This window comes from Humitalea rosea (assembly GCF_003253705.1).
GTDB classification, from domain to species: domain Bacteria; phylum Pseudomonadota; class Alphaproteobacteria; order Acetobacterales; family Acetobacteraceae; genus Humitalea; species Humitalea rosea.
The window spans coordinates 13,998-39,029 of sequence record NZ_QKYU01000002.1; the positions used below are offsets into that span (position 1 = coordinate 13,998).

Genomic DNA, 25,032 nt, shown 5'->3' on the forward strand with positions numbered 1-25,032 from the left:
CCGCCATCTGCAAATGATTGCCCGCGAAGGGCAGCGTGGAACTGGGGATGTTGGCTCTCCCTTGGTCCGGCGTTCGCGTGCAGCCTGACACGGATCGGGCGCGGCGTCAGCGTGCGGCCGCTGCGGCGCCGCGCCTGGGCAGCGAGCCTGGGCAGCGAGCCTGGGCAGGAACATTAAAATCGTGTAGGATTGGCGCCTTCGATATCGCGCCGCCAGTTTGATATCGTGCCGCCAGAGGGAACCCCGGACGCATGGCGACACCGCTTGAGATCATCGCCAAGCCCGCCCAGCGCCTGGCCACGGCCCTCCGCGACTTCCTCCGGACCGAAGCCGCGGGCGGGCTGATCCTGATGGGCACGGCGGTGCTGGCGCTGGTGGTGGCCAATTCGCCGCTGGCGCCGGCTTATTTCAGCACGCTCAAGAGCTACATCCTCGGCCTCTCGGTGCAGCATTGGGTGAATGACGCGCTGATGGCGCTGTTCTTCCTGCTGGTCGGGCTGGAGATCAAACGCGAGATGACCGATGGCCAGCTGCGCCAATGGTCCGACCGGGTGCTGCCCGGCATCGCGGCCTTCGGCGGCATGGTGGTGCCGGCGCTGATCTATGCCGGCTTCAACCTGGCGAGCCCGGGGACCTTGCGCGGCTGGGCCATCCCCTCGGCCACGGATATCGCCTTCGCGCTGGGTGTGCTGTCGCTGCTCGGCCCGCGGGTGCCGGTCTCGCTCAAGGTGTTCCTGACCGCGCTGGCGATCCTGGATGACCTCGGCGCCGTGCTCATCATCGCGATCTTCTATACCGCCGACCTCTCGGTGCCGATGCTGGGGGCGAGTGCCCTGACCCTGGCCGCACTCGTGGCGCTGAACCTGTCGGGTGTGCAGCGGCTCTGGCCCTATCTGCTGCTGGGGGCGGTGCTCTGGTATGTCGTGCTGCAATCCGGGGTGCATGCGACCCTGGCCGGCGTCGCGCTGGCGCTGACCATCCCGATCCGCCGCACCCCGGGCACGCCCGAGGCCCAGGACTCCCCCCTGATCCGCCTGGAACACGGGCTGGCCAAATGGGTCGCCTTCGGCGTGGTGCCGATCTTCGGCTTCGCCAATGCCGGCGTGTCCTTCGCGGGCATGAGCTTCGCCTCGCTGCTGGCGCCGGTGCCGCTCGGCATCATGCTCGGCCTGTTCCTCGGCAAGCAGGTGGGCGTGTTCGGCTGCGTCTGGGCGGCGGTGCGGCTGGGCTGGGCCAGCCTGCCCGCGCGGGCGGGGTGGATGCAGCTCTATGGCGTGTCGCTGCTCTGCGGCATCGGCTTCACCATGAGCCTGTTCATCGGGCTGCTCGCCTTCTCGGGCTCCGAGGCGTTGCAGGATGAGGTGAAGATCGGCGTGCTGGCGGGATCGGTGCTGTCGGCGGTGGTGGGTGCCGCGGTGATGTGCCTGCCCAGGCGCAAACCGGCCTGACCGCGGGTCACCCCGCCAGGATCTGCCGGATCAGGGCGCCGACATGGCGCAGCGCCCGGTCCTCGTCGCGGCGGGCATGCCAGGCCAGGTGCAAGGGAAAGCCTTCCACCGCGATCGGCGGGGGGAAGACGGCCAGGCTCTCCTCCGCCCCCGCCGGCAGGCAGCGGCTCGGCAGCATCGCGATCAGCCCCGACCCCACGAGCAGCGGCGGCACCATCAGGAAGCTAGGCACCACCAGCCCCACCCTGCGGGTCCGGCCATGCCGCAACAGCGCCTCATCCAGCGCCCCCCGGGTCTCGCCCCGGCCTGAGACCAGCACATGCGGCCAGGCGAGCCATTGGTCGAGGTCGAAGCACGCCGCCGCCGGGTGGTCCTTCCGCATGACCACGAGGTAGTGCTCGCGCAGCACCTCCTCCCGCCGGAACGCTGCCTCCACCGCCGGGAAGACCGATAGCGCGAGGTCGCTCTGCCCCTTGGCCAGCGCCTCCAGTGCGGCCGCCGCCCCGTGCCAGGGCTGGATGACCAGGTCCAGCCCCGGCGCGGTCGCCGCCAGCCGGGGCAGCAGATCCCCCAGCACCGCCACGGCGGGGTGGTCGGCCATGGTGATCCGGATGCTCTGGCGCAGTTGGGCGAGGTCCAGGACGGGCGGGTCCAGCACCGCCGCCATCTGGCCGAGCAGGGTCTTGAGCGGCGCGCGCAAGGCCTCGGCCCTGGCGGTGCGCCGCATCACGCCCCGGCCACGCTCCAGCAGCGGATCGGCGAAGAGGTGGCGGCAGCGGTCCAGCGCGCTGGAGGTCGCGGGCTGGGACAGGCCCAGCCGATCGGCGGCGCGGGTGACATGGGCTTCGTCCAGCAGCGCGTCGAGCACCACCAGCAGGTTGAGATCGACCGCGCGTAAATTCACCATACGGATAATCTATCATACCAACTATCTGTTGGAAGGATTTTTGGCCGAGGGCGATGGTCGGGGCACACCCCACCCAGGAGAGCCCCCGATGTCCACCACCACCATCCTGATGTTCCACCCCGACCCGTCCCGTTCGCGGGCCAATGCCACGCTGGCCGCGGCGGCCGCCGAACTGCCGGGGGTGGAGGTCGTCGATATGCAGGCGCTCTACCCGACGGGTGAGATCGACGTCGAGCGCGAGGTGGCCCGCCTGCTCGCGGCCGGGCGCATCGTCCTGCAATTCCCGGTGCAGTGGTATGCGACGCCGCCGCTGCTGAAGGCGTGGCAGGACAGCGTGCTGACCCGGATGTTCTACATCGCCTATGAGCGGGAGGGCCGGGCGCTCGAAGGCACGCCGCTGCTGGTCGCCGCGACGGCGGGCAATACGCCCGCCGCCTATGCGCCCACGGGCGCGAACCTGTTCTCGCTGGAGGAGCTGTTGCGGCCGCTGGAGGCCACGGCGCATCGCTGCGGCCTGCCCTGGTCGCAGCCCTTCCTGCTGTTCGGGGCGAACAGGCTGGACGCCCCGGCCCTGGCCGAGGCCGCGGGCCGTTATGTGGCGCGGCTGGGCATGGCGTGACCGAGCGTCACGCCATGCCCGGCCGGCAGGCTCAGTTGGCGCCCATGCGCACGAAGCGCAGCGGGAAGTAGTTGTTGGCCAACTGCACGAGCTGCACGGTGTTGCGCGCCGCCCAGACGATCTGCTGCTGGTGCAGCGGGATGTAGCCGACGTCGTCGCGCAGCACCGTGCTCGCCTCGGTGATCAGGCGCTGGCGGGCGGTCGCATCGGTTTCCACCGCGATGCGATCGACCAGCGTGTCGAAGGCCGGGTTGGAATAGCCGCCATTGTTGAAGATGCCGCTGGACTTGCCATCCCGGCTCCGCGCCAGGTTGAACAGCGAGTTGTGGGCATCCCCGGTCGAGGGCGTCCAGCCCAGCAGGTAGAAGCTGGTGTTGTAGCGCGGCCCGTTCACCTCGGCGAAGAAGCGCGCGCGGGTCTGGGCGTTCAGGGTGACGCGGATGCCGACGCGGGCCAGCATGGCGACGACGGCGGTGCAGATGCCCTCGTCGTTCACGTAGCGGTCGTTCGGGCAGTCGAGCGTGACGCCGAAGCCGTTGGGATAGCCCGCCTCGGCCAGCAGCCGGCGGGAGGCGGCCAGATCCACCGGCAGGCGCTTGTCATCGGCCTCCAGGAAGCCGTTCACGCCCGGGCCGTACATCAGCCCGGTCGGGCGGGACTGCCCGCGCATCACGCTGCGCTGGATCGCATTGACGTCGATCGCCTGGTAGAAGGCGCGGCGCACCCGCACGTCCTGGAACGGGTTGCGGCCATGCACGTCGCTCTTCAGCAGCTCCGGCCGCAGCTGGTCCATGCCGAGGTAGATGGTCCGCAGCTCCGGCCCTTGCAGGATGCGTAGCCCCGGGGCGGCGGCGATGCGCGCCATGTCCTGCGGCGGCACGGTGTAGAGCATGTCGATCTCGCCCGAGAGCAAGGCGGCGACGCGGGTCGCGTCATTGGCGATGACGTTGAACTCGACCCGGCTCAGATTGTGCTCCGCGCGGTCCCACCAATTGGGGTTCGGCGCCAGCACGGTGCGGCGGTCCGGCTCGCGGCTGGTCAGCACGAAGGGGCCGGTGCCCATGGCGTTGCGGGTCGCGAAATTCTCCTCGCGGGAGGTGAGGTCGGCGACGGCCGTCGCGCCATGCGCCTCGGCCCAGGCCTTGCTCAGCACCTGGAAGGTGGTGAGTTCCTGCAACAGGATCGGGTTCGGCACCTTGGTGATGATGTCCACGGTGAAGTCATCGACCTTCACCACCGACTCCACCGACTGGAAGGTGCCGGCGACATTGCTGCCGGGGCCGCGCGAACGGGCGATGCTGAAGACGATGTCCTCGGCGGTCAGCGGCGTGCCGTCGGAGAACTTCACCCCCTGGCGGATATGGAAGCGCCACTTGGTCGGCTCCAGCAGCTCCCAGCTTTCGGCCAGGGCGGGCTCGACCTCGAGGTTGCGGCCGTAGCGGACCAGCCCCTCGTAGATGTTGTTGTTGAACGACAGCAGGAAGGTTTCCTGCCGCGTGTACGGGTCCATCGAGTTGGTATCGCCGTCGTTCGCCCAGCGGAACACATTGCCCTGCGCCATCGCGGCGGGGCCGGCGGCGGCCAGCATGGGCAAGGTCAGGGCGGAGGCGAACAGGGCGCGTCGCAGCTTGATCGGCAGCATAATGGGGTGGTCCTCCCGGGGGTCTGGAAACCTCGGGCCGGAGCCTAGGATGTGCGCCTTGCCGCCGCCAGCCCGTTCGAGCGCGCCCGCCTCAGGCCGGCGGCCCGAGCACCGGCGGGCAGGCTGGCATCTCCCGCAGGAAGCGCCAGAGGCCATGGCCCTTGATCGCGTCCAGCTCATGCGGCTCCAGCCCTGGCAAGGCCAGGGGCTCGATACGGACCTCGGCCTCGGCGAAATCCACCAGCAGCGCGCCGACCGCCGGGACACCGCCATGACCGCCCTTGCCCAGGAAGGCCAGCGCCGGCAGCCACAGATGACGGATGCCCCCGATCTCCCGGTCCCGCGTGGCATGCAGATGCCCGCTGATCACGAGCCGCACGCCCGCGCGCCGCAGCAGGGCCAGCAGCCGCGCCCGGGGGGCGGGGTTGAGGGTGGCCGCTGTCGCCTCGTCCTCGTCCTCGCGTTCCAGGAACAGCGGCTTGTGCAGCACCAGCGCCACCGGGCGATCGCCGGCATCGGTCAGTTCCCGGGCGAGCCAGGCCTCCTGCTCGTCCTCGCGCGGCAGGCCGCTGCCGAAGAGCTGGGCGTTGACCCCGATCAGCCGCCAGACGCCGGCATCCAGCATGAAGCGGTCGGTCTCGAAAGCCTGGTCCCAGCGCGCCAGCCGGTCCTCGTCGATGATCTGGCGGGCGTCCTGGCCGGGGGGCTCGTCGCCGACGTCGTGGTTGCCGGGCAGGGCGAAGACCGGCGGCTCCAGCCCATCCAGCGCCAGAGCGGCGAAGCCCATCTCCGTATCGCTGTCCGGCCCGTCGATGCACAGGTCGCCGCAGACCACCACCGCATCGGCATCGGAGACATTGGCCGCGTCCCGGGCCAGCGCGAAATTCTTCCAGAAGAAGCCGTGCTTCGGCGACAGATGCAGGTCGGAGAGGAAGACGATGCGGCTCATGCGTGGGTCTTTCAGCTGGGGCCCTTGCCCGGTCGCCCAGTGGTAGCGCGTCCGCGTGACCCGGCGGATGGCGGAACGGCGAAACCCGCGTGACGGGTTCAGCCGCTCTCCGCCAACTCCACCGCGCGGCCAAGATCGACGCTGAGCAGCCGCGACACGCCGCGTTCCTGCATGGTCAGCGGATGGTGGGTGACGACCAGGAAGCGGGTGCCGCCCTCATTCGCCATATGGTCGAGCATGTTGCAGAGCCGCCAAGCCGCGGAACTCGGCATCCACGCGGTCGAACACGGCGCGCAGCTTTTCCCGCGCCTCCCGGTTCAGCCAGCCGACGATGCGGGCGGCGGCGCCGGCCGCCTGGGTGGAGAGGCGGTTCGCGGCGCTGCACGCTTCGGCCAAGGTTCGTTCGGCGATGCCCAGCGCGGCCGTCGCCTTCCGGCTCTGGCAATGACTCCTGAGCCTAAGTCACGCTCATCTGTCGGCTCTGGGAAGCCGGCTGGCCAAGTTGCGCGATCGGGTCAAGAATGAGGCCACGTAAGTGCTCAGACACGCGCTTAAGGAGCGTACGGCTATAATGCCGTAAATCAGCGGTGACATCATTGTCCTCCTCAACAAAATCTGCGAGGCGAACGATATGTATGTTTTTGTGGCCTTCGGCGAGACGCACCACAAGGTTGTTCAAATCCGCAAACGTTGTGCGTTCAGAAGTGTGCTCAACGACCGCGTGCTCACTCCCGGGCGGCAACAATACATACACCTTAACACCAGCCCAGCCATCAAAAGCAATCTGCAGATTTGATGTGAAACTCGCCAGGGTAAATTTGTTTCCCCAATACGCAGCCATGTAATCGACGAATATGCCATATATCAGCGTGTCATATTTTTCGGCATACTTGTGGGCGAGGTGAGCTGATTTGCGCAAGGAAAAGCTCTCAGGTGCTTGTTCGGCGTCGGTTCGGTCGGGAGCACCGAGATAGTGAGCAATGATCCCGCTCTGACAATTTGCCATTACCATAATATCTTTGGCTGACGCGTTCGCGGTGCCATCCATGTCAGCGGCAAATTCCCATTCCCGGTCGCCCACGACTGTAATGTAGTCCGGGTTTTCCGGTCGAACCGGGCAGTCAGTAAGGCCATGCTTCTTCACAAGCATGTCCATCACCACATTCTCGATCTTCATATTCATGATGCGACAAGAAAACGCAAAATGGATCAGCTTTCTTCCTCGCAAGCAAGCAAAGCCAACCAAGCCATACGAGCCAAATCGGTCTCGAACAAATACACTGTAAGGAGTATAGGTGTACGAATCTCCAACCAAAAATGTGCCGGTTCCTTCCGGAATACGACTCTTCAAGAAATTCATCTGATTTGAACGATTTACCAATTCTTCAATCCGATGAGCAAATCGAAAATTATGATTTCCTGATACAATTGCGATCTTTATGCCCGATTGGCGAAGAAAAGCCTCGTTATCTCCATTAAACTCCGCCTCATCATTCATCTTTCTGGACAGTACTTCGTAATTTTTGTGGCGCTTGCCTCCATCTTCTTTGCTTTTCGAGATTAAATTCTCAATAAAATCATCTGTCGATTCATCTCGTGCATCCAACACCTTAATCTTAGGGCAATAGAATTTTACCTCATTGAGATTCATTGGATTGTCGTCAACAAAAAGTACATTCTGCTCACGAAGTTGGAGGGCCTCTATTTGAGCCTTAACCATCTCTCCTTTAGGTTTGAAGGCAATGCGCGGAGCTACAAGAAATTCCATTAATCCAAGTTCTGTGAGTTTTGCACGCGCTACCAAAGGATCATTTTTGGAAACGACAGAATTTACAATTCCGCGCTGAATCGATGTCTCAAGCATTTTACGCCGACGCGCGAAAACTTTGACATCGTCGCCTTCGGCAAGCGTGCCGGCCCAGAGGGTATCGTCCAGATCCCAAATAATCAGTTTGATAATCTCCTCGCTCCCCCCCCCCTGATGCCGCAAGCAACATCTCGTGCAGTTCGAGTAATCCTGAGTAATCCGGAGAAAAATTTACTAAATTTCTATATGCTTTACGCGCCCTATCCAGATCGGATGAAATATAACCACGCACCATTGCGGCATAGCCATCCTCAATGCTGCCGAGCCCTAGCTTTTCAGGGAATCCTTCAGCGATATCCAAGCCGCAATCGGCAAGATATCGAATAAAAGTAAGGCCAACTTTCTTGGAAAAAGGACCATTGCGCTCCACAAAGTCCTCAATTTCGGCAAAATTAACATTGGATCGAGTTAGATTTACCCTGCCAACTTCATCTGCGCCACCGTCTACCTGGCGCACAACTTCCGCCAATAGAGAAGCATTGCAATCATCGACAGACTGATAAAATACCACGCCATCTAAATGTAAAATATGCCCTTTGTCAGCAGTAAGCCGCACAAATCGTGCACTCAGCCCCGGCATCCAAACTGTTCTTGGCCCCGTATACACACCGCCAAATATTCTTTCCCCTTCCGCAATATTTTTATTATCGAAAAATTTCTCCCACGCCTGCCCGTCATCACTCATCCACGCCTGCAAACTCGTCGCCCGCTCACGATACTTTTCGCGATTGAACACAACGAGGGCTTCGAGAGGCATCGATCGGCCAAAATCGACCTGCCACCAAGGAGAAGAGTCGCCGGCCATCGTGTGAAAGGCGAAGTGGCCATTCTTCGGCCCATCCAAAACGTTGCGTATTTCATTTTCTAAACTAAACTGAGAGATATCAGAACTACTCTGGCGGCATACGTAATTTGACCCAAGGTTACGTAACATTATAAAGCACCTCCAGAAATAAAAACCTTCTTTGAGTAGCGCCAGGAATCAAGAAAGTCAACTAAAAATTAAAGCTCATTCGATGACAACGTTGTCTAACCGTGCCAAACCTGATCTACCGACCAGCCCGCGTGAGCGCCGCACGGAGGGGGCAGATCATGTTCGCATGCCGCACCGGGTCAGGTCCGGCCGGAATTAGGCGAAGTCCACCAGCGCCGCGATCCGCTCAAGGTCATCGCCCTTGGCACCTCCGCAGCCGATGCAACACATCGGAGAACCCAAGTTGATCGGGTATACGTCCCATCCTGACCGCGATGTGAATCAGGCATCGGCCTGCAGCAGGCCGGGACCAAGATGCTCTAGCAGGCTGCTGAAGAACGACGCTTGGCTCCGGCGAAACCGCAATGTTCGGCAGGAATGAATCCAAAGGCGCTGCGTGTTGAAGGATTCATTCGTGTTGCGCGATCACCGCGAAACAATCGGTCGCCGCTTGCTGGCGAAGGTTCTTTTTCAGCAGCCTGCTAGCCCGACGACATCGTCATTATCCGTGAGGCTGGCGCCAAATCCTTCTTCCTAATACACTACGGTATGATATTACATTATCGTACTATAAAAAATCTCATCAGGATCGTTTTCAATTTTGGAGCCCATAATGATAACAGAAATCAAAGACATGACAATACATATTGCGACTCCTCGTCACCCCACGTTGCGCAATAGAGTTGCTTTGTTGGGCGATAGCCGGATGGGAGGATCGACCCGGGTCGGTGGGCAACGGTTGAACGCGGAGGACGTTGACGAGAATCGAGTCAAGCCCGGGACTGCGGTGTTTCATTCCGCCTACAGCTTCGCGTCCTGGGCGGACGCCTTGCTGGATGGCGAACTGGGCTTTCAGCATTCGGATAACTACGGCTTCCATGATGGCACGACGAATGGAGTGCTGGGGCGGGTGCCGAGCTTGATCGAAAAGCAACGATATTGGGCCTGCATTTACTCGGCAGGAACAAATGACCCTAAGCCAGAAAACGGCCCTGTCTCTTTCGAGGGATCAATGACAGCGATGGCGCGATGCTGGGATCAGCTTTTGGCTGAAGGCATCCGCGTGTTTATCGTCCAGGATCTCCCACGAAATTCCGTGGCTTGGGCGAAATTTGGCTTTGCGGGGGAGGATCTCACGCGGCTCCACGCCCGGATGGCTGGCATCCGGCGTTTCGTTGCCGATTATGCGGCGTCGCATGAAAAAATCCATGTGATCGATCCGCTGCCTTCAGTGATGAGTGTACATGCCTCCGAGCCGCTTTCTCTGCTCCATTTCGATGGAACACATACATCTCCCTGGGGCGGTTGGCGGGTTGGAACCTTGCTGGCGGATGCCATGCGTCCCTATCTGCCGCGACGGGGATTGCTGCTTGCTGATGCTGGAGACAGATTTGATGCAGCAACAAACCCCCATGGAACCCTTCTGCCCAACGGGTTGATGCTGATCGATTCGTCGGAGACCAACGCTCAAGCGCTACCCGATGGATGGATAGCATTCGACCCTTCAGCACCGGTCGATGGGCAGATCGAGACGACGACACAAAGGGCTCTCGGCGGTTTCGGTAACGGTGTCGCGATCAAGGCGCGTGGCGCCACCCTCGCGCGTACCAACGGCCTCATCGGCATCCGGGCACGCGTGTCGGTGCCGCGCTCAGCCGCAGGCCGGGTCGTCGAAGCGATGGCTGTCGTCCATATCAAATCCGGCGCCACGGGCCTCCGCGGTGTCACCTGTCGTCTGGCGGCCTTCGACGGCATGAATACGCCACCTCGCCTTGCAACCGCTTTCGAGGATGGTCCCGCGCATCTCTGGCCGAGCGAAGTGGCGCATCGTCTTGTGCTCAGGTCGCCGGCATTGGCGGCACCGCAGGATGAGAGTGGGGCTCTCGAGGTGCAACTTCTGGCTAGGCTCGACTCGGATGAGCTTTCAGGCGCAAATTTTGATGTGAGTTTCGAGCGAGCTTCTTTGCGAATTGTCGAATGAGGCTCCCGCGCCCCAGCGCTCGCTAAGCCCTCAGGGCCTTCGGCTTTTTGGGGGCGGGCGCAGGGTAATCCTATGCAGGGACCATCCGATGGCGGAACGGCGAAACCCGCATGACGGGTTCAGCCGCTCTCCGCCAACTCCACCGCGCGGCCAAGATCGACGCTGAGCAGCCGCGACACGCCGCGTTCCTGCATGGTCACGCCATAGAGCCTGTGCATCCGCGCCATGGTCAGCGGATGGTGGGTGACGACCAGGAAGCGGGTACCGCCCTCATTCGCCATATGGTCAAGCATGTCGCAGAGCCGTTCGACATTCGCGTCATCCAGCGGCGCATCGACCTCATCCAGCACGCAGACGGGTGCGGGGTTGCAGCGGAACACCGCGAAGATCAGCGACAGCGCCGTCAGCGCCTGCTCCCCGCCCGACAGCAGCGACAGCGAGGAGAGTTTTTTCCCCGGTGGTTCGGCAAAAATCTCCAGCCCGGCTTCCAGCGGATCATCCGAGCCGACCAGCGCCAGATGCGCCCGCCCGCCGCCGAACAGCTTGGAGAAGAGGGCACGGAACTCGACATCCACGCGGTCGAACACCGCGCGCAGCTTTTCCCGCGCCTCCCGGTTCAGCCAGCCGACGCTGCCGCGCAGCTTGGCGATGGCGGCCCCGATTTCGTCGCGCTCACGCTCGATGCCGCCGGCGCGATCCTCGACCTCCTTCAACTCGATCTCGGCGCGGAGGTTGACCGGGCCCATCTCCTCCCGCTCGCGGGTCAGGCGATCGGCCTTTCGCCGCGCCTTTTCCTCGGCGGCTTCCGACAAATCCTCAGGCGGTTCGGGCAGGGTCGCATCCTCGCCCAGGCGCTCGACGATGCGGGCGGCGGCGGCATGGCCCTGGACCTCGGCGGCGCGGGTGGCGGCGTCGGCCGCGACCTGCGCCTCGCGCGCCTTGGCGAAACCGGCATCGGCGGCGCGGCGGGCCTCGGCGGCGGCGCGGTGCTCGGCCTCGGCGGCGGCAAGCGTCCGGGCGGCCTCGGCATGGGTGGCCTCGGCGGTGGCCAGGCCCCGGCCGGCCTCGGCACGGCGGGTCGCGGCGGCATCGGGGGCTTCGGCGGCGGCCTCGGCCTCGGCGGCCGCCTCGGCACGGCGGCCGGCCAGGGCGTCGATGCGCTCGGCGGCGTCGGTCGCGCGGCTGCGCCAGCCCTCGGCATCGCTGCCCAGCGCCTGCCGGCGGGCGCCGAGGCGCGGTGCTTCCGCGCCCAGATCGGCCAGGGCGCCGCGGGCGGCGGCATCGGCGGCGCGGGCCTCGGTCGCGGCGGTGCGCATGCCATCGGCGGCGGCGCGCAGGGCGCCAAGGTCGGGCAGGGCCGCCAGTGCTGCCTCCGCCTCGGCCAGCGCGGCACGGGCGGTCGCGGCTTCCTCGGCGAGGCGGGCGATCTCGGGCTCCAGCGCCGCCAGCCGCGCCTCGGCGCCGGCCGCCTGGGCGGAGAGGCGGCTCGCGGCACTGCGCGCCTCGGCCAGGCTGCGTTCGGCGGTCTGGCGCGCGGCGGTGGCGGCGGTTTCGGCGATGGTCGCGGTCTGCGCGGCGTCGCGGGCCTGGGTGCGGCGGGCGGCGGTGGTGGCGGGGTCGGGCAAAGCGGCCAGGGTCGCGCGCGCCTGGGCCTCGGCCTCGGCGGCGGCGGCGGCTTCCTGGTTGCTGCGTTCGCGCTGCGGCGTCAGGGCGTCCAGGCGCCCGGTCACCTCGGCCGCGGTGGCGGCAAGGCGGGTCGCGCGGGTGCGGGCCTCGGCCAAAGCGGCATCGGCGGCATCGCGGGCGGCGCGGGCCTGTTGCTCGGCGCTGGTGGCGGTGCGGGCGGCGGCCTCGGCGGCCTCGCGGCCGCGCGCCATTTCGGCGGCGGCGGCGCTGTCCTGGTCCAGGCGGCGGCGGGCGGCGCGCAGGGCGTTGCGCTGCCGCAGCCGCACGGCACCCGCCGTGGGCGCCCCGGCGCGGGCGGTATGGCCATCCCAGCGCCATAGCGCGCCCTCGGAGGTCACCAGCATCTGGCCGGGCTGCAGGCCGCGCTGCAAGGCCGCGCCATCGGCGTCATCGGCCAGCAGCCCGACCTGGGAGAGCGCGCGGGACAGGGCCGGCGGCGCCTCGACCAGCCGTGACAGCGGGGTGGCGCCGATCGGCAGCGGCGGCACCGGGTTCAGCGCCGGCAGCGCATGCCACCAGCGGACGGCGGCCGGGTCCTCCGCCGGGCTTTCCAGCGCCTCGCCAAGGGCGGCACCAAGCGCCGCCTCCAGCCCGGCGGGCAGGGTCACGGCATCCAGCACCGGGCTGGCCGCGCCCGGCTCGCGGGCGGCCAGAAGGTCGGTCATGCCCTGGACCTCGGCGGCCGAGCGGGCGCGGGCGGCCTCGGCCTCGGCCCCGGCGGTGCGGGCGGTGGCCTCGCGGGCGGCGGCGGCGGCGCGGGTGGCGGCGGCCTGCTCCAAGGCGGCGGCGGCATTGGCCTGGGCGGCCTCGGCGGCGGCCAGCCCATCGGCGGCGGCGGCGAGGGTTTCGGGCGGGATCTGCGCGGCCAAGGCGCGGGCGTGGTCGGCGGCGATGCGGTCGCGCTCGGCGGCCAGCGACCGGGCGCGGGCGGTCGCGGCCTGGACCGCCTGGGTCGCGCGGTCGCGGGCGGCGGCTTCCTCGGTGGCGGCGCGGACGGCGGCCTCGGCGGCGGCGATGGTCTCGCGACGGCGGGTTTCGGCGGCGGTCAGGGCGGCCATGGCCTCGGCCAGCGCGGTCTCGGCGGCCTGGACGCGCCCGGTGGCGGCGGCGAGGGTTTCGGGCGGCACCTGTTCGGCGCGGGCGGCGTCGCGCTCGCGGCCGCGGGCGGCGTGGCGGCTCTCGGCCTCCCGCAAACGCTGGGTCGCGACGTCGCGGGCGGCGGCCAAGGCGCCTTCCCGGGCGGCGGCCTCGGCGGCGGCCTCGGTGGCGGCGCGCAGGGCGGCCTCGGCCCCCGTCGCGGTGCTGGCGGCCTCGGCCTGGGCGGTCTCGGCGGCGGCGAGGCGGGCGGGCATCTCGGCCTCGGCGGCATCCAGCGCGGCGGCCTCGGTCTCCAGGCGGGCCAGGGCGGCGGCGGCATCGCGCCCCGCGGCCTCGGCATGGGCGTAGTCCTGCTCGATCTGGACAAGACGGCGCTGCGCCGCCTCCAGGGCCGCGCGGGCGGAAAGCTCCGCACCGGCCAGGGTCTCGGCCTCCACGCGGCGGCGTTCCAGCGCGGTGCGGGCGATGGCCTCGGCCTCACGCGGGCCCGGCAGCGCGGTATCGGCGGCGAAGGCGCGGCGGGTCGCGGCCTCGGCGGCGGCCTCGGCCTCGGTGGTGGCGGCGCGGGCCTGGGCGTGCGCGGCGCGGGCGGTGGTCAGCGCCGCCTCGGCCCGGCCGGCCAGGATGGCGAGCCACTCCGCCTCGGCCTCCCGCGTCAGGCCGGAGAGGTTGCGGTAGCGCGCGGCCTGGCGGGCCTGGCGTTGCAGCGCCTGGCGCTGGGTTTCGAGCTGCCCCTTCAGATCATCCGCGCGCAGCAGATTGGCCTCGGCGGCGCGCAGCTTCAGCTCGGCCTCATGCTTGCGCGCCCGCAGGCCGCCGATGCCGGCGGCTTCCTCGATGACGCCGCGGCGCTCCTCGGGCTTGGCCGCGATCAGCGCCGCGACCCGGCCCTGGCTGACCATGGCACTCGCCCGCGCGCCGCTGCCGATGTCGGCGAACAGGGTCTGCACATCCCGCGCGCGGACCTCACGCCCGTTCACCCGGAAGGTGGAGCCATCGCCGCGCCCGATGCGGCGCAGGATTTCCAGGCTGTCGGCATCGGCCTGCGGCGGCGGGGCGAGGCCCAGCGCATCCTCCAGCGAGAGCGTCACCTCGGCGAGGTTCCGCCCCGGCCGGGTCGCGGTCCCGGCGAAGATGACATCCTCCATCTCGCCGCCGCGCAGGGATTTGGCCGAGGTCTCGCCCATCGCCCAGCGCAGCGCCTCGACGACGTTGGACTTGCCGCAGCCATTGGGGCCGACGATGCCGGTCAGCCCCGGCAGCACCTCGACCGTGGTGGGTTCCGCGAAGGATTTGAAGCCGGCGATCCGCAGCCGCACGAGGGTCGCGCTGCGCGGCGGGCGCGGGGTCTCCTCGGCGGCGGGGGGGTCGCCTTCGCTCAAACCGTGTTCTCGCGCACCAGCTCGGCGAAGCGCTCGAAGGGAATGCCGCCGGGCACGACCTTGGTGCCGAAGACGAAGGTCGGCGTGCTGTTCACATGGAATTCCTGCTCCGCGCGCAGCCGGCCTTCCAGGATGGCGCGCTGCAAGCCGCGATCGTTCAGCGCCGCGGTGACGGCGGCCTGGTCCATGCCGGCGAAGGCCGCGAGCTTGGCGATTTCCGCCGCCGGATCGGCCTGGCGGTTGAAGGCCCAGCGGTCCTGGCTCCCGAGCAGGGTGCCGATGAAGGCCTCATACCGCTCGCCCGGCAAAGAGCGCGCGACCTGGGCCGCGGCCAAGGCAAGCTGGTCCAGCGGGAAATCGCGGAACACCAGGCGGATGCGGCCGGTGTCGATCAGTTCCGACTTCACGCGGGGGAAGGTCTCGCGGTGGAAGGCGGCGCAATGGCTGCAGGTGAGGGAGAAATACTCGATCACCGTGAGCGGGGCATCGGCGCGGCCGATGCCGCGTTCGGCCATGCGCGGATCGGTGCCGGGCGTCGCGGCGGGGGCCGGGGCGGGGGTTGCGGTGGGCTCCGCGGCGGCCGCGGGGTGCTCGGGCGCCTGGAACAACACGGCGAGTCCGCCCAGGGCCGCGACTCCGGCGGCACTGGCGATGGCAAGGGTTCGGCGGGAAACAGTCATTCAGGGAGTGCTCCGACAAGGCGCGGGCGGGGAGGGATCTAGCCCCGGTCGCGCGTCCGATAGACCCCGCGCGCCAGATTTTCCAGCGCCGCGCGCAGCCCGGGGTCGGTGATGCCGGAGAGTTTGTCCGCGACCTGCCCCGGCAGCAGCGGGGCCGCGCCGCGTGCCGGCGCCCGCGCGGGCACCCCGGCGGGGCGGGCCACGACCTGCTGGACGAAGCGCAGCCGCTGCACCACCGCCCGGCCGAGATGGGTATTGATGCGCTCCATCAGCGCCGGGGCCATCATCTGCAACTGCATGGCGGCAGGGCCGGTGCAGGCCAGGGTCAGCGTGCCGGCCTGCAAGCCGCGCGGCACGCCGAGGGCCGCGACCTCCGGCCCCGCCACCTGCGCCCAATCGGCCATCAGCAGCGCCGCCTGCCCGCCGCGTGCCCGCAAGCCCGGCCGCGCGACATGCGGGATCAGCGCGCCGAGGGCGCGCAGGTCATAAGTGCGGAAGCTGGGCCTGGACGGGGCCAATGCTTGTGGGGCATCGGCCTTGCCGTGACCCATCCTTCCGCCGCCGCCCTGCTTGCCTGGTACGATCGCCATCGGCGCAGTCTGCCCTTTCGCAAGCCAGCGGGCGAGGCCGGAGATTTGCCCGACCCCTACCAGGTCTGGCTGTCGGAGGTGATGCTGCAACAGACCACCGTCGCCGCCGTCGCCCCGCGCTTCCAGCGCTTTCTCGGGCGATTCCCGACGGTTGCGGCCCTGGCCGCGGCCCCGGCCGAGGCGGTGATGGAGGAATGGGCCGGGCTTGGCTACTACGCCCGCGCCCGCGCGCTCCATGCCGCGGCCCGGGCGATCGCTGCTGCCGGGGCCTTCCCGCCCGATGCGGCGGGGTGGCGGGAATTGCCGGGAATCGGCCCCTATACCGCCGCCGCCGTCGCCGCCATCGCGCTTGGCCAGCCGGAGGTGCCGGTGGATGGCAATGTGGAGCGGGTGGTGGCGCGGCTTTTTGCCGTGACGGAACCCATGCCGCGCGCGAAAAAGACCCTGGCCGCGCTGGCCCAAGGCTTTTCGTCCGACCCGGCGATGCGGGCGCGGCCGGGGGATTTTGCCCAGGCGCTGTTCGACCTTGGTGCCACGATCTGCACGCCGAAAAACCCCGCCTGCGCGCTCTGCCCCTGGCGGGAAGGCTGCGCCGGGCAGGCGATGGCGGCGGATCTGCCCGTCCGGGCGGAGAAGGTCCCGCGCCCGATGCGCCATGGCGCGCATTTCCTGGCGCTGGATGGGGCGGGGCGGGTGCTGTTGGGGCGCAGGCCGGGGCATGGGCTGCTGGGCGGCATGGCGGATATCCCCGGCACCGCCTGGACCGGCGCGCCCTGGACCGATGCCGAGGCGCTGGCCGAGGCCCCCTTCGCCGCCCCCTGGGCCGCGGTGCCGGGGGTGGCGCTGCATGGCTTCACCCATTTCCAACTGACGATGCGGCTGTTCTGGGCGCGGGTGGAGATCCCCGGCACCAACCAGGACTGGCGCCCGCTGGCGGAGGCGGCGCGCATCCTGCCCACGGTGTTCCGGCGGTTGCTGGTGCTGGCGGAAGGGGCGGGGGTGCGTTGAGCTAACCGCCCCGCCGCATCATCGCCTTCACTTCCCCAAGCCGCAGCGCCCCCAGGACCTGCGCCGCCGCCGCGTAGCTCACCGCCCCCAGCACGCAGATCGCCGCCAGCACCGGCACCCGCCACCCCGGCCCGACCGGCCAGAGCGCCCAGCGCGCGAGGCCCAGCACCGCCATCATCACCGCGACCGCGCCCAGGATGCGCCAGGCCCTGCGCCGCAGCCGGCGGTCGAAGACCAGATGCCGGCGCCGCATCAGCATCCCCGCCAGCAGCAGCGCATTCACCATCGCCGCGATCCCGGTGGAAAGCGCGATGCCGACATGCCCGATCCAGCGCGACAGGATCAGGTTCAGCACCAGGTTCAGCACCACCACGCCGATCCCGATCCGCACCGGCGTGCCGGTATCGCCACGGGCGAAAAACCCAGGCGCAAACACCTTCACCAGCACGAAGAAGGGCATCCCGAAGGCATAGGCCAGCAGCGCGCCCGAGGTCGCCGCCGCCGCCCGCGCGTCGAAGGCGCCGCGCTGGAACAGCCCCTCGATGATCGGCCCGGACAGCATCGCCAGCGCCCCCGCGGCCGGCAGGGTCAGCAGCAGCGAGAGTTCCAGCGCCCGGTTCAGGCTGCGATGCGCCGCCAGCGGCCGCCCCATCCGCAACTGCCGCGCCAGCAGCGGCAGCAGCGCCGTGCCCATCGCCGCCCCGATCACGCCCAGCGGCAGCTGCGCCACCCGGTCGGCGTAATAGAGGAAGGACACCGCCCCGGCCGGCAGCAGCGAGGCGATGATCACATCGATCGCGAGGTTGAGCTGCGTCACCCCCGCCCCCAGCACCCCCGGCACCATCTTTTTCAGCACCGCCCGCACCGGCGGCGTCAGCCGGATCGGCCCGAGCAGCCCGATCGCCATCCCCGCCTGCCGCGCCGCCCACCAGACCAGCCCAAGCTGCACGATGCCCGAGAGCATCACGCCCCAGGCCAGCGCATGCCCGGCGGTGGCGACGAAGGGCGTGAGCCCGATCAGGGCCCCGATCGACATCAGGTTGAACAGCACCGGCGCCGCCGCCGCCGCCGCGAAGCGGTCCAGCCCGTTCAGCACGCCCGAGACCAGCGCCGCGAGGCAGATGAACAGCAGATAGGGGAAGGTGATCCGCGTCATCTCGACCGCAAGGCCGTAGCGCAGCGGGTCCTCGACGAAGCCCGGCGCCAGCACGGTGATCACCTGCGGCATCAGCAGCCAGCCGACCACCACGACCAGGCTGAGCCACAGGGTCATCAGCGCCGCCAGATGGTTCGCCAGCGCATGCGCCGCGGCCCGGCCCTCGGCGGCCAGCGTGCCGGCGAAGGCGGGCACGAAGGCGGAGTTGAAGGCGCCCTCCCCGAACAGGCGCCGAAACAGGTTCGGCAGCTTGAGCGCCACGAAGAAGGCATCGGCGATCGGCCCGGCGCCGAGGCGCGAGGCGATCAGGATATCGCGGGCGAAGCCCAGCACGCGGCTGGCCATGGTCCAGCCGCCGACCGTCATCACGTTACGCAGCATGGGGTGCGGTGCCTACTCCCGCGTCCCAGACGATTCGCGAGGCGGTTCGGCGGGCGCTTCGGTGCTGGGCGTGCCCGGGGTATTGGCGCCGAGGCTGATCCGGCTGATCGCCCATTGCACCGTGGGCTCGCCCTCCTCGGCGTAGAGCGCGATCTGCACGGTGCGGCGAGGTTCGCCGGCCAAATGGATGCTCTCCTCCACCGCGACGCGCCCACCCTTGGCCCGCACCCGCCAGCCCGCGCCCGAGGGCAGCCGCAGCAGCACCGCCTGCTCATCCTGTTGCAGGCTGGCGTTCACGCCCGGATGCAGATGGAAGCGGACGACGAAGGGGGTGGGCTTCTCAGCCTCCAGCGTGTCCTCGCCGCGCAGATCATCGCCGCTTTCCGACAGATAGATGCGGCGGCGGTGGACGGCGCCGAAGGGGCGGCGATAGCCGTCATGCGACATCTCCAGCCATTGCGCGCCGGCCATGGCCTGCCGATCGGTCTCCACGATCTCCGGCCGGCGGCCGAGGCCGGTGTCCTGCAATTCCGAACTGTTGGTATCGGCGGCGATCAGCGTGGAATGCGCCGCCGTGGCCCGCAGCGCGTCGCGCCAGCCCGGATCGGCGGCCGGGGCCGCGCCGCAATTGACCACCACCCGGTCCCGCCCGACCGACATCTCGAAGGACAGGGTGCCGGCATGGTGGAAGCGGTCCGCCCCGCGCGGCAGCAGCCCGACCAGCCCGCGCCCGGGCGGCGGCGCGCCGCAATCGGCGATGACCAGGGTGCGGGCCGCCTGCAAGCGGTGGAAGCCGCCATCGGGCAGGGTCAGCGGCGAACGGCCCCGCGCCTGCGCCTGGGTCAGGGTCAGGTCCAGCAGGCTCGCGGCCTCGTCCCGCGTGCCGTTGAAGCCCGCGAGCCCGCCATCGCCATGGCGGAACAGCCGCAGCGCCGGGGCGGCGCGGTCCATCGTCATCGCCATATGCGGCGGGCTTTCGACCCCCGCGCCATGCAGCAGGTTGCGGATCTCCACGAGGTCCTGCAACGCCAGCAGATGCTGCGCCGGGCTGCGCTCGACATGGCAGCCATCGGGCAGGAACTGGCGCTCCAACTCCTGCGGCAGGAAGCGCAGGCAGCGGGCCAGGGCGGTCTCGTCATCCAGCGCCACGGCGCCGGCCATGGCACCCTTCAGCGCCACCAGCGCGCCGCGATGGGCGGCCTCGGCCGGCAGCCCGGCGACCAGGGTGCGGACGTCCTGCGCCAGGCGCTGCATCACGCCGCGGCGCAGCGCATCCTCGGCCGTCGCGAAGAAGAAATCCCAATGCCCGAGCCAAGCCGAGATGCGCGCGCCCGCGACTTCCGGCATCGCCGCCATCGGGTCGGTGCCCCAGCGTTCCAGGAAGGCGGTGGCCAGGCCCCGCCCGCGCAGCCGCGCCGCATCGGTGCCGAGCGCCCGCAGGTCCCGCGCCCAGGCGAAGCCGAGTGCGGCGGCCCGCCACTGCGGCGAGCCGCGATCCCAGCCGGCTTCCTCGGACAGCGGGCGGGCGGAGCCGGCGACTTCCAGCTCGCCCTGCAACAGCCGGTTGCCGCGCGCGGCATCCCCGGGCCAGAGGTCGCGGAAGGCGCGGGCCGGCGCATCCGGTGCCCGGATCGGCTTGAGCCCCGCGAGCATCTGGCGGGCGCCACGGAACAGATTTTCGACCATCAGGCGGCCTCGTGAACGGCGGTGCCGCGTAGACTCCGAATCGCGGCCCCGTAGTCGGAGGTGCCGAAGATGGCGGTTCCCGCGACCAGCGTATCGGCGCCGGCGGCAATGCAACGCGGCGCGGTGGCGGTTGTCACACCGCCATCGACCTCAAGTGCTATATCGCGGCCGGTCGCCCCGATCATGCGGCGCAAGGTGGCGATCTTGGGCAATTGGCTGTCGAGGAAGCTCTGGCCGCCGAAGCCCGGATTGACCGTCATCACCAGGATCAGATCCACGAGATCCATCACGCCCTCCACCGCGCCGGCCGGGGTGCCGGGGTTCAGCACCACGCCCGCCTTGACCCCGAGCGCACGGATGGCCTGCAAGGAGCGGTGCAGATGCGCCCCCGCCTCGGCATGCAGCGAAATGATCTGCGCCCCCGCCTCGGCGAAGGCGGCGAGGTAGGGATCGACCGGGGCGATCATCAGATGCACGTCGAAGGGCATGGCGGTGTGGCGGCGCATCGCCTTCACCACGGCGGGGCCGTAGGAGATGTTCGGCACGAAATGGCCGTCCATGATGTCCAGATGCAGCCAGTCGGCCCCGGCGGCGGCAACGGCGCGCACTTCCTCACCCAATCGGGAGAAGTCAGCGGCCAGCAGGCTCGGGGCGATGCGGATCGGGCGTGTCACACTGCGAACCTAGCCTTGACATCGGGCTGGCGCCATCCCGTGCATGCGGTGTCGTCCGTTTCCGGCAAGGCCCGGCACCGCGCGACCCGGCAGGAGCGTCGAGGACAGCAATGGATGCCATGATCCGCCCCGGTGGCGCGGGCGATCGCCCGGCGCTGATCGAGCAATTCCTTGGCCTGAACCTGCATGAGGAGGCGATCGTCGGGAACCGCCGCACCGACCATGCGGGCGCCGAGGCCTGCCTTGAGGCCGCTGAGCGCGAGGTCGCAGCCTCCGGCGGCCGCGTGCTGGTCGCCGAGCGCGCGGGCCGGGTCATCGGCCATGTCTTCATCGTCATGCGCCGGGATGCCGTTTTCGTGCGGGAGGCGCTGCGCCCCTACGCCTATGTCCTGGAGCTGTTCGTCAGGGCGGAGGCACGGGGGCTCGGCATCGGCAGCGCCCTGCTGGCCGAGGCGGAGCGATTCGCGCGGGCGCAAGGCATGGCCCGGCTGCGAATCGGGGTGCTGGCGGGCAATGACGGGGCGGAGGCGCTGTACCGCCGCTCTGGCTTCGCCCCGGCCGTCCTCGAGATGGACAAGCCGCTGCGCTAGTCAGGCCTTGATGAACCGCGCCGCGAAAAACCCGTCCATGCCGCCCTGCTCGCCCCAGTAATCCGGCCGGGTGCGCAGATTGCCGCCGGCGGTGATGGCCTCCTCCAGCCAGGGCATCTCCTCCTCCCGGATCGGGTCGGGCAGCAGGCCGCATTCGGCCGCGGTGCGCAGATGGCCCTCGCCTTCCTCGGGCTGGAGCGAACAGACGGCATAGACCAGCCGCCCGCCCGGCCGCAGCATCGCCGCCCCGGCCGCCAGCAGCCGCGCCTGGATCGGCACGAGGTTGGCCAGATCGGTCGGCCGCTTCAGCCGTGCCACATCCGGATGGCGGCGGATGGTGCCGGTCGCGGTGCAGGGCGCATCCAGCAGCACCGCATCCAAGGGCGCCGGGGGCCGCCAGCCGGCGGCATCGGCCAGCACCACCTCGGCGGTGAGGCCGAGGCGGGCGAGGTTCTCGCGCAGCCGCTCACAACGCCGGGCATCCTTCTCGACCGCCGTGACCTGGGCGCCGGCCACGATCAACTGCGCGGTCTTGCCGCCCGGGGCGGCGCAGAGATCCGCCACCCGTTCCCCCGGCCGCACCGCCAGCAGCCGCGCGGGCAGGGTCGCGGCGACATCCTGGGCCCAGAACCCCTCCTGCCCCGGCAGGTCGGAGAAGCGCGTGCCGGCCGGCAGCCGGGCGCTGCCATTGGGCAGCAGAATCGCGCCTTCCGGCACCGGGCTGCCCGGCATCAGGCTGAGGTCGAGCGGCGCCGGCTGCCGCAAAGCGGTGGCGATGGCCCGCGCGCCCTCGGCGCCATAGGCGCCATGCCAGGCGGTCCAGAGCCAGGCTGGGGTGTCGATGCGATCGGCGTCGATGCCCTCCAGCGCGCTCTCCCCGGCCTGGGCGATCCGGCGCAGCACGGCATTGACCAGCCCGGCAAAGGGCTTCGGCACCAGATCGACGGCGGCGGAGACCGCGGCATGCGGCGGCGTGCCGAGCAGCAGAAGCTCCGCGACCCCGATCCGCAGCGCCTCGCGCACCTCGGAGGGCGGTTCACGTTTCAGATAGGGTTCCAGGATCGCATCGAGCGTGCCGAGGCGCCGCAGCACCGCCGCCGCGATGCGGTGGCCGGAGGCACGGTCGCGCGGCTCGCGGGCGGGCAGGGCGTCCAGCGCATCCTCCAGCCCCTGGCGCCGGTCCAGCACGGCCTGCAACAGCAGCATGGCGGCGGCGCGGGCGGGGTTGGCACCGGGGGCGGGGCCGCTCGGGTGGCGCACGGGGGCGCGGTCGCGGTGGAGGCCGGCGGGGCGGCGGCCGGGGGTGCGGCCAGCAGGCTTACCAGTTGGGGGCATCGTCATCCGCCTTCCTATGTCCCGCGCGGGGCACGCGTGCTAGTGCCGCCGCACTCCATGCCGAATGCCATCGCCGCCTTCCTGGACAGCCTGCCCGAAACGCGACGCCCCCGGCTCGTGCTGATCGCGCTGTGCCTGCTGCTCTGGCTGCCGGGATTCTTCACCCTGCCGGCGGGTGACCGGGACGAAAGCCGCTTCGCCCAGGCCAGCCGCCAGATGGTGGAAACCGGCGATTGGGTCCGTATCCGCGTCGGCGAGGAAGAGCGCAACAAGAAGCCCGCCGGCATCCATTGGGCGCAGGCGAGCGTCGTCACGGTGCTGGAGGCGACCGGCCTCGGCTCTCGCGCCGACATCTGGGCCTATCGCATCCCCGGGCTGCTCGGCGCCCTGCTCGCGGTGGTCGCGACCTTCCATTGGGGGCGGGCGCTGGTCGGCCGGCGGTCGGCCTTCCTCGCGGCGGCGCTGCTGGCCTCGGGCATGGTGCTGGTGGTCGAGACCCATATCGCCAAGACCGATGCCGCGTTGCTCGGGCTGGTCACGGTGGCGATGGGGCTGTTCGGGCGCGCCTACCTCACCCCCGCCGCCTTCACCGCGCGGCAGGCGGCCGGATTCTGGATGGTGCTGGGCGGGGCGATCCTGCTGAAGGGCCCGATCGGGCCCATGGTGCCGCTGCTGACCGGGCTGACCCTGGCCATCGTCGATCGCCGCGCCGCGCCGCGCGGGCTGCTGCACGCGCCCTGGCTCGCGCGGCTGCGGCCGGGCTGGGGCATCCCGCTGATGCTGGCGGTCGCGGCCCCCTGGTTCATCGCCATCGGCATCGCGACCGAGGGCCGCTTCTTCGCCGATGCGATCGGCGGCGACATGCTCTCCAAGGTCGGCTCGGGCGAGGAAGCCCATTGGGGCCCACCGGGCTACTACCTCGCGACCTTCGGCATAGCGGCCTTCCCGGCCTCCTTCCTGGTGCTGATGGCGCTGCCCTCGGCCTGGCGGGACCGGCTGCGCCCGGCCTCGCGCTTCCTGCTCGCCTGGGCGGCGCCGAGCTGGCTGGTGTTCGAGGCGGTGGCGACCAAGCTGCCGCATTACACCCTGCCGGTCTGGCCGGCGCTGATGCTGCTGGCCGGCGGCTGGGCGATGGACCCGCTGCGCCGCCCGGCGCCGCGGTGGCTGTTCTGGCTGGCCGCAGCCGCCTTGTGCGGCACCGTGGCCGGGCTGGCGCTGGCCGCCCCCGTCCTGTTCTGGCTGGCCGATGGGGGTGCGGACCTTTGGTCCTTCCTGCTGCTGCCGGTCGCCGCGGCGATGATCTGGGTGGTGATGCGCTTCGCCCGCGCCGGTGCCTTCGCGCGCGCCGGGCTCGCCGCCGTGCTGTTCGCGGTGCCGGTCTATTGGCTGGTGCTGGGGGCGGTGCTGCCGCGGCTGTATGCGCCCTGGATCTCGCCCCATGTCGCGGCGCTGCTGGAACGCAGTGCCCCGGGCGTGACGGCGGGTGATTTCGGCGTGCTGGGCTATGCCGAGCCCTCGCTGATCTTCGCCATCGGGCGCGAGCTGCATCTGCTGCGCGACGCGCCCGGCGCGGTCGCCTTCCTGGAGGGCGCACCGGGCCGCGTAGTCGCCGTGGCCGACCGGCAGGAGGCGGCCTTCCGCACCGCCGCCGCCGGGCTGCGGCTGCGTGAACTGGGCCAGGTCTCGGGCTACCAGTACGTGCGTGGCCGGCCGGTGGTGCTGATCCTCTACAGGGTTGAACCATGATCGACTGGGTCACCGATATCGTCGCCGCCGGCGGGTCCTTGGGCGTCTTCGCGCTGATGCTGGCCGAGAACCTGTTCCCGCCGATCCCGTCGGAGGTGATCATGCCGCTCGCGGGCTTCGCCGCCGCCGCCGGGCGGATGTCCTTCACCGGCATCCTGCTGGCCGGGATCATCGGCACATTGCTCGGCAATGGCGTCTGGTACGAGGCCTCGCGCGCCTATGGGTCGGAGGCGGTGAAGCGCGTGGTGGACCGCCACGGCCGCTGGTTCGCCATCGCGCGCGAGGATGTGGAGGAGGCCGAGGCGATGCTCCGCAAGCATGGCGCGATCGCGCTGTTCTTCGGGCGGATGCTGCCGGGGGTGCGGACCTTGATCTCGGTCCCGGCGGGCCTCGCACGGGTGTCGCGCCCGGTCTTCTACACCGCGACCATGGCCGGATCGGCGGTCTGGGTGGGGGCGCTGGCCGTGGCCGGACTGCTGCTGCGGGAGAATTACACGCTGGTCGAGGGCGCGCTGGAACCGCTGGGCATTGCCGCCATGGCCGGGTTCGTGGGGCTCTACCTCTGGCATCTGTGGCGCACGCGCCGGCGGAACCGGCGCCCCACCAACTCCTGACGGCGGCCGGGGCATGGGGT

Annotated in this window: 19 protein-coding genes and 1 pseudogene; 7 read left to right on the forward strand and 13 right to left on the reverse strand. The window is 69.3% G+C overall.

Annotated features, from left to right (window positions below):
* Positions 1-251: 251 nt before the first annotated feature.
* Entirely contained in the window at positions 252-1,448 is a 1,197-nt protein-coding gene (gene nhaA, locus C8P66_RS02125) for a Na+/H+ antiporter NhaA (RefSeq protein WP_111396500.1), read from the forward strand.
* Between the two features lie 7 nt (positions 1,449-1,455).
* Here the strand turns inward: nhaA and C8P66_RS02130 are convergent, their stop codons facing one another.
* Positions 1,456-2,355 (reverse strand): LysR family transcriptional regulator, encoded by a 900-nt coding sequence (locus C8P66_RS02130; protein ID WP_245903159.1) that lies wholly within the window; start codon positions 2,353-2,355, stop codon positions 1,456-1,458.
* 88 nt (positions 2,356-2,443) lie between these two features.
* Between C8P66_RS02130 and C8P66_RS02135 the strand changes: the two genes are divergently transcribed.
* Positions 2,444-2,974 (forward strand): NAD(P)H-dependent oxidoreductase, encoded by a 531-nt coding sequence (locus C8P66_RS02135; RefSeq protein WP_111396501.1) that lies wholly within the window; start codon positions 2,444-2,446, stop codon positions 2,972-2,974.
* 31 nt (positions 2,975-3,005) lie between these two features.
* On the opposite strand, the gene C8P66_RS02140 is transcribed toward C8P66_RS02135, so the two are convergent.
* From C8P66_RS02140 to C8P66_RS02155, 5 genes and pseudogenes are all read right to left on the reverse strand, one after another.
* Positions 3,006-4,616, reverse strand: coding sequence for an ABC transporter substrate-binding protein (locus C8P66_RS02140; RefSeq protein WP_245903160.1), 1,611 nt, complete (start codon positions 4,614-4,616; stop codon positions 3,006-3,008).
* Positions 4,617-4,707: 91 nt separating this feature from the next.
* A complete protein-coding gene (locus C8P66_RS02145; RefSeq protein WP_111396502.1) occupies positions 4,708-5,565 on the reverse strand; it encodes a metallophosphoesterase family protein in 858 nt (285 codons plus the stop codon).
* Between the two features lie 98 nt (positions 5,566-5,663).
* Positions 5,664-5,816: pseudogene (locus C8P66_RS02150) on the reverse strand (chromosome segregation protein SMC); the annotation flags it as partial.
* A complete protein-coding gene (locus tag C8P66_RS23980; RefSeq protein ID WP_170141542.1) occupies positions 5,782-5,961 on the reverse strand; it encodes a hypothetical protein in 180 nt (59 codons plus the stop codon). The gene C8P66_RS23980 and the pseudogene C8P66_RS02150, both read right to left, overlap by 35 nt.
* Before the next feature lie 1,469 nt (positions 5,962-7,430).
* Complete coding sequence (locus C8P66_RS02155) at positions 7,431-8,366, reverse strand: discoidin domain-containing protein (RefSeq protein WP_111396503.1); 936 nt, start codon at positions 8,364-8,366, stop codon at positions 7,431-7,433.
* Positions 8,367-9,018: 652 nt separating this feature from the next.
* Here C8P66_RS02155 and C8P66_RS23460 point away from each other — a divergent pair.
* A complete protein-coding gene (locus tag C8P66_RS23460) occupies positions 9,019-10,386 on the forward strand; it encodes an SGNH/GDSL hydrolase family protein (protein WP_146422673.1) in 1,368 nt (455 codons plus the stop codon).
* A 119-nt stretch (positions 10,387-10,505) separates the two neighbouring features.
* Here C8P66_RS23460 and C8P66_RS02160 read toward each other — a convergent pair whose 3' ends face one another.
* From C8P66_RS02160 to C8P66_RS02170, 3 genes are read right to left on the reverse strand one after another with little or no spacing between them, the layout of a single operon-like run.
* Positions 10,506-14,552 (reverse strand): chromosome segregation SMC family protein, encoded by a 4,047-nt coding sequence (locus C8P66_RS02160; RefSeq protein WP_245903161.1) that lies wholly within the window; start codon positions 14,550-14,552, stop codon positions 10,506-10,508.
* Positions 14,549-15,232 carry a thioredoxin domain-containing protein gene (locus C8P66_RS02165; protein WP_111396504.1) on the reverse strand — a complete coding sequence of 228 codons (684 nt, stop codon included), beginning with the start codon at positions 15,230-15,232 and terminating at the stop codon, positions 14,549-14,551. Before C8P66_RS02165 ends, C8P66_RS02160 begins: the two co-directional genes overlap by 4 nt.
* Positions 15,233-15,270: 38 nt before the next feature.
* Positions 15,271-15,750 (reverse strand): DUF721 domain-containing protein, encoded by a 480-nt coding sequence (locus tag C8P66_RS02170; RefSeq protein ID WP_245903162.1) that lies wholly within the window; start codon positions 15,748-15,750, stop codon positions 15,271-15,273.
* Positions 15,751-15,774: 24 nt separating this feature from the next.
* Between C8P66_RS02170 and C8P66_RS02175 the strand changes: the two genes are divergently transcribed.
* Positions 15,775-16,830, forward strand: a complete 1,056-nt coding sequence (locus C8P66_RS02175; RefSeq protein WP_245903163.1) for an A/G-specific adenine glycosylase — start codon at positions 15,775-15,777, stop codon at positions 16,828-16,830.
* A gap of 1 nt (position 16,831) precedes the next feature.
* Here the strand turns inward: C8P66_RS02175 and murJ are convergent, their stop codons facing one another.
* From murJ to rpe, 3 genes are read right to left on the reverse strand one after another with little or no spacing between them, the layout of a single operon-like run.
* Complete coding sequence (murJ, locus tag C8P66_RS02180) at positions 16,832-18,367, reverse strand: murein biosynthesis integral membrane protein MurJ (RefSeq protein ID WP_111396506.1); 1,536 nt, start codon at positions 18,365-18,367, stop codon at positions 16,832-16,834.
* A gap of 12 nt (positions 18,368-18,379) precedes the next feature.
* The gene (locus C8P66_RS02185; protein WP_111396507.1) at positions 18,380-20,053 is read right to left on the reverse strand and encodes a heparinase II/III family protein; all 1,674 of its coding nucleotides are present in this window, start codon (positions 20,051-20,053) and stop codon (positions 18,380-18,382) included.
* Positions 20,053-20,727 carry a ribulose-phosphate 3-epimerase gene (gene rpe / locus C8P66_RS02190; RefSeq protein WP_111396508.1) on the reverse strand — a complete coding sequence of 225 codons (675 nt, stop codon included), beginning with the start codon at positions 20,725-20,727 and terminating at the stop codon, positions 20,053-20,055. The genes C8P66_RS02185 and rpe overlap by 1 nt, the downstream gene beginning before the upstream one ends.
* A gap of 110 nt (positions 20,728-20,837) precedes the next feature.
* Here rpe and C8P66_RS02195 point away from each other — a divergent pair, with 110 nt between their 5' ends.
* Positions 20,838-21,317, forward strand: coding sequence for a GNAT family N-acetyltransferase (locus C8P66_RS02195; RefSeq protein ID WP_111396509.1), 480 nt, complete (start codon positions 20,838-20,840; stop codon positions 21,315-21,317).
* Here the strand turns inward: C8P66_RS02195 and C8P66_RS02200 are convergent, their stop codons facing one another.
* The gene (locus tag C8P66_RS02200; RefSeq protein ID WP_111396510.1) at positions 21,318-22,652 is read right to left on the reverse strand and encodes an RsmB/NOP family class I SAM-dependent RNA methyltransferase; all 1,335 of its coding nucleotides are present in this window, start codon (positions 22,650-22,652) and stop codon (positions 21,318-21,320) included.
* Between the two features lie 57 nt (positions 22,653-22,709).
* Between C8P66_RS02200 and C8P66_RS02205 the strand changes: the two genes are divergently transcribed.
* Positions 22,710-24,398 (forward strand): phospholipid carrier-dependent glycosyltransferase, encoded by a 1,689-nt coding sequence (locus C8P66_RS02205; protein ID WP_158537066.1) that lies wholly within the window; start codon positions 22,710-22,712, stop codon positions 24,396-24,398.
* Positions 24,395-25,012: a DedA family protein gene (locus C8P66_RS02210; RefSeq protein WP_111396511.1), complete on the forward strand. Its 618-nt coding sequence runs from the start codon at positions 24,395-24,397 to the stop codon at positions 25,010-25,012. The genes C8P66_RS02205 and C8P66_RS02210 overlap by 4 nt, the downstream gene beginning before the upstream one ends.
* Positions 25,013-25,032: the final 20 nt, after the last annotated feature.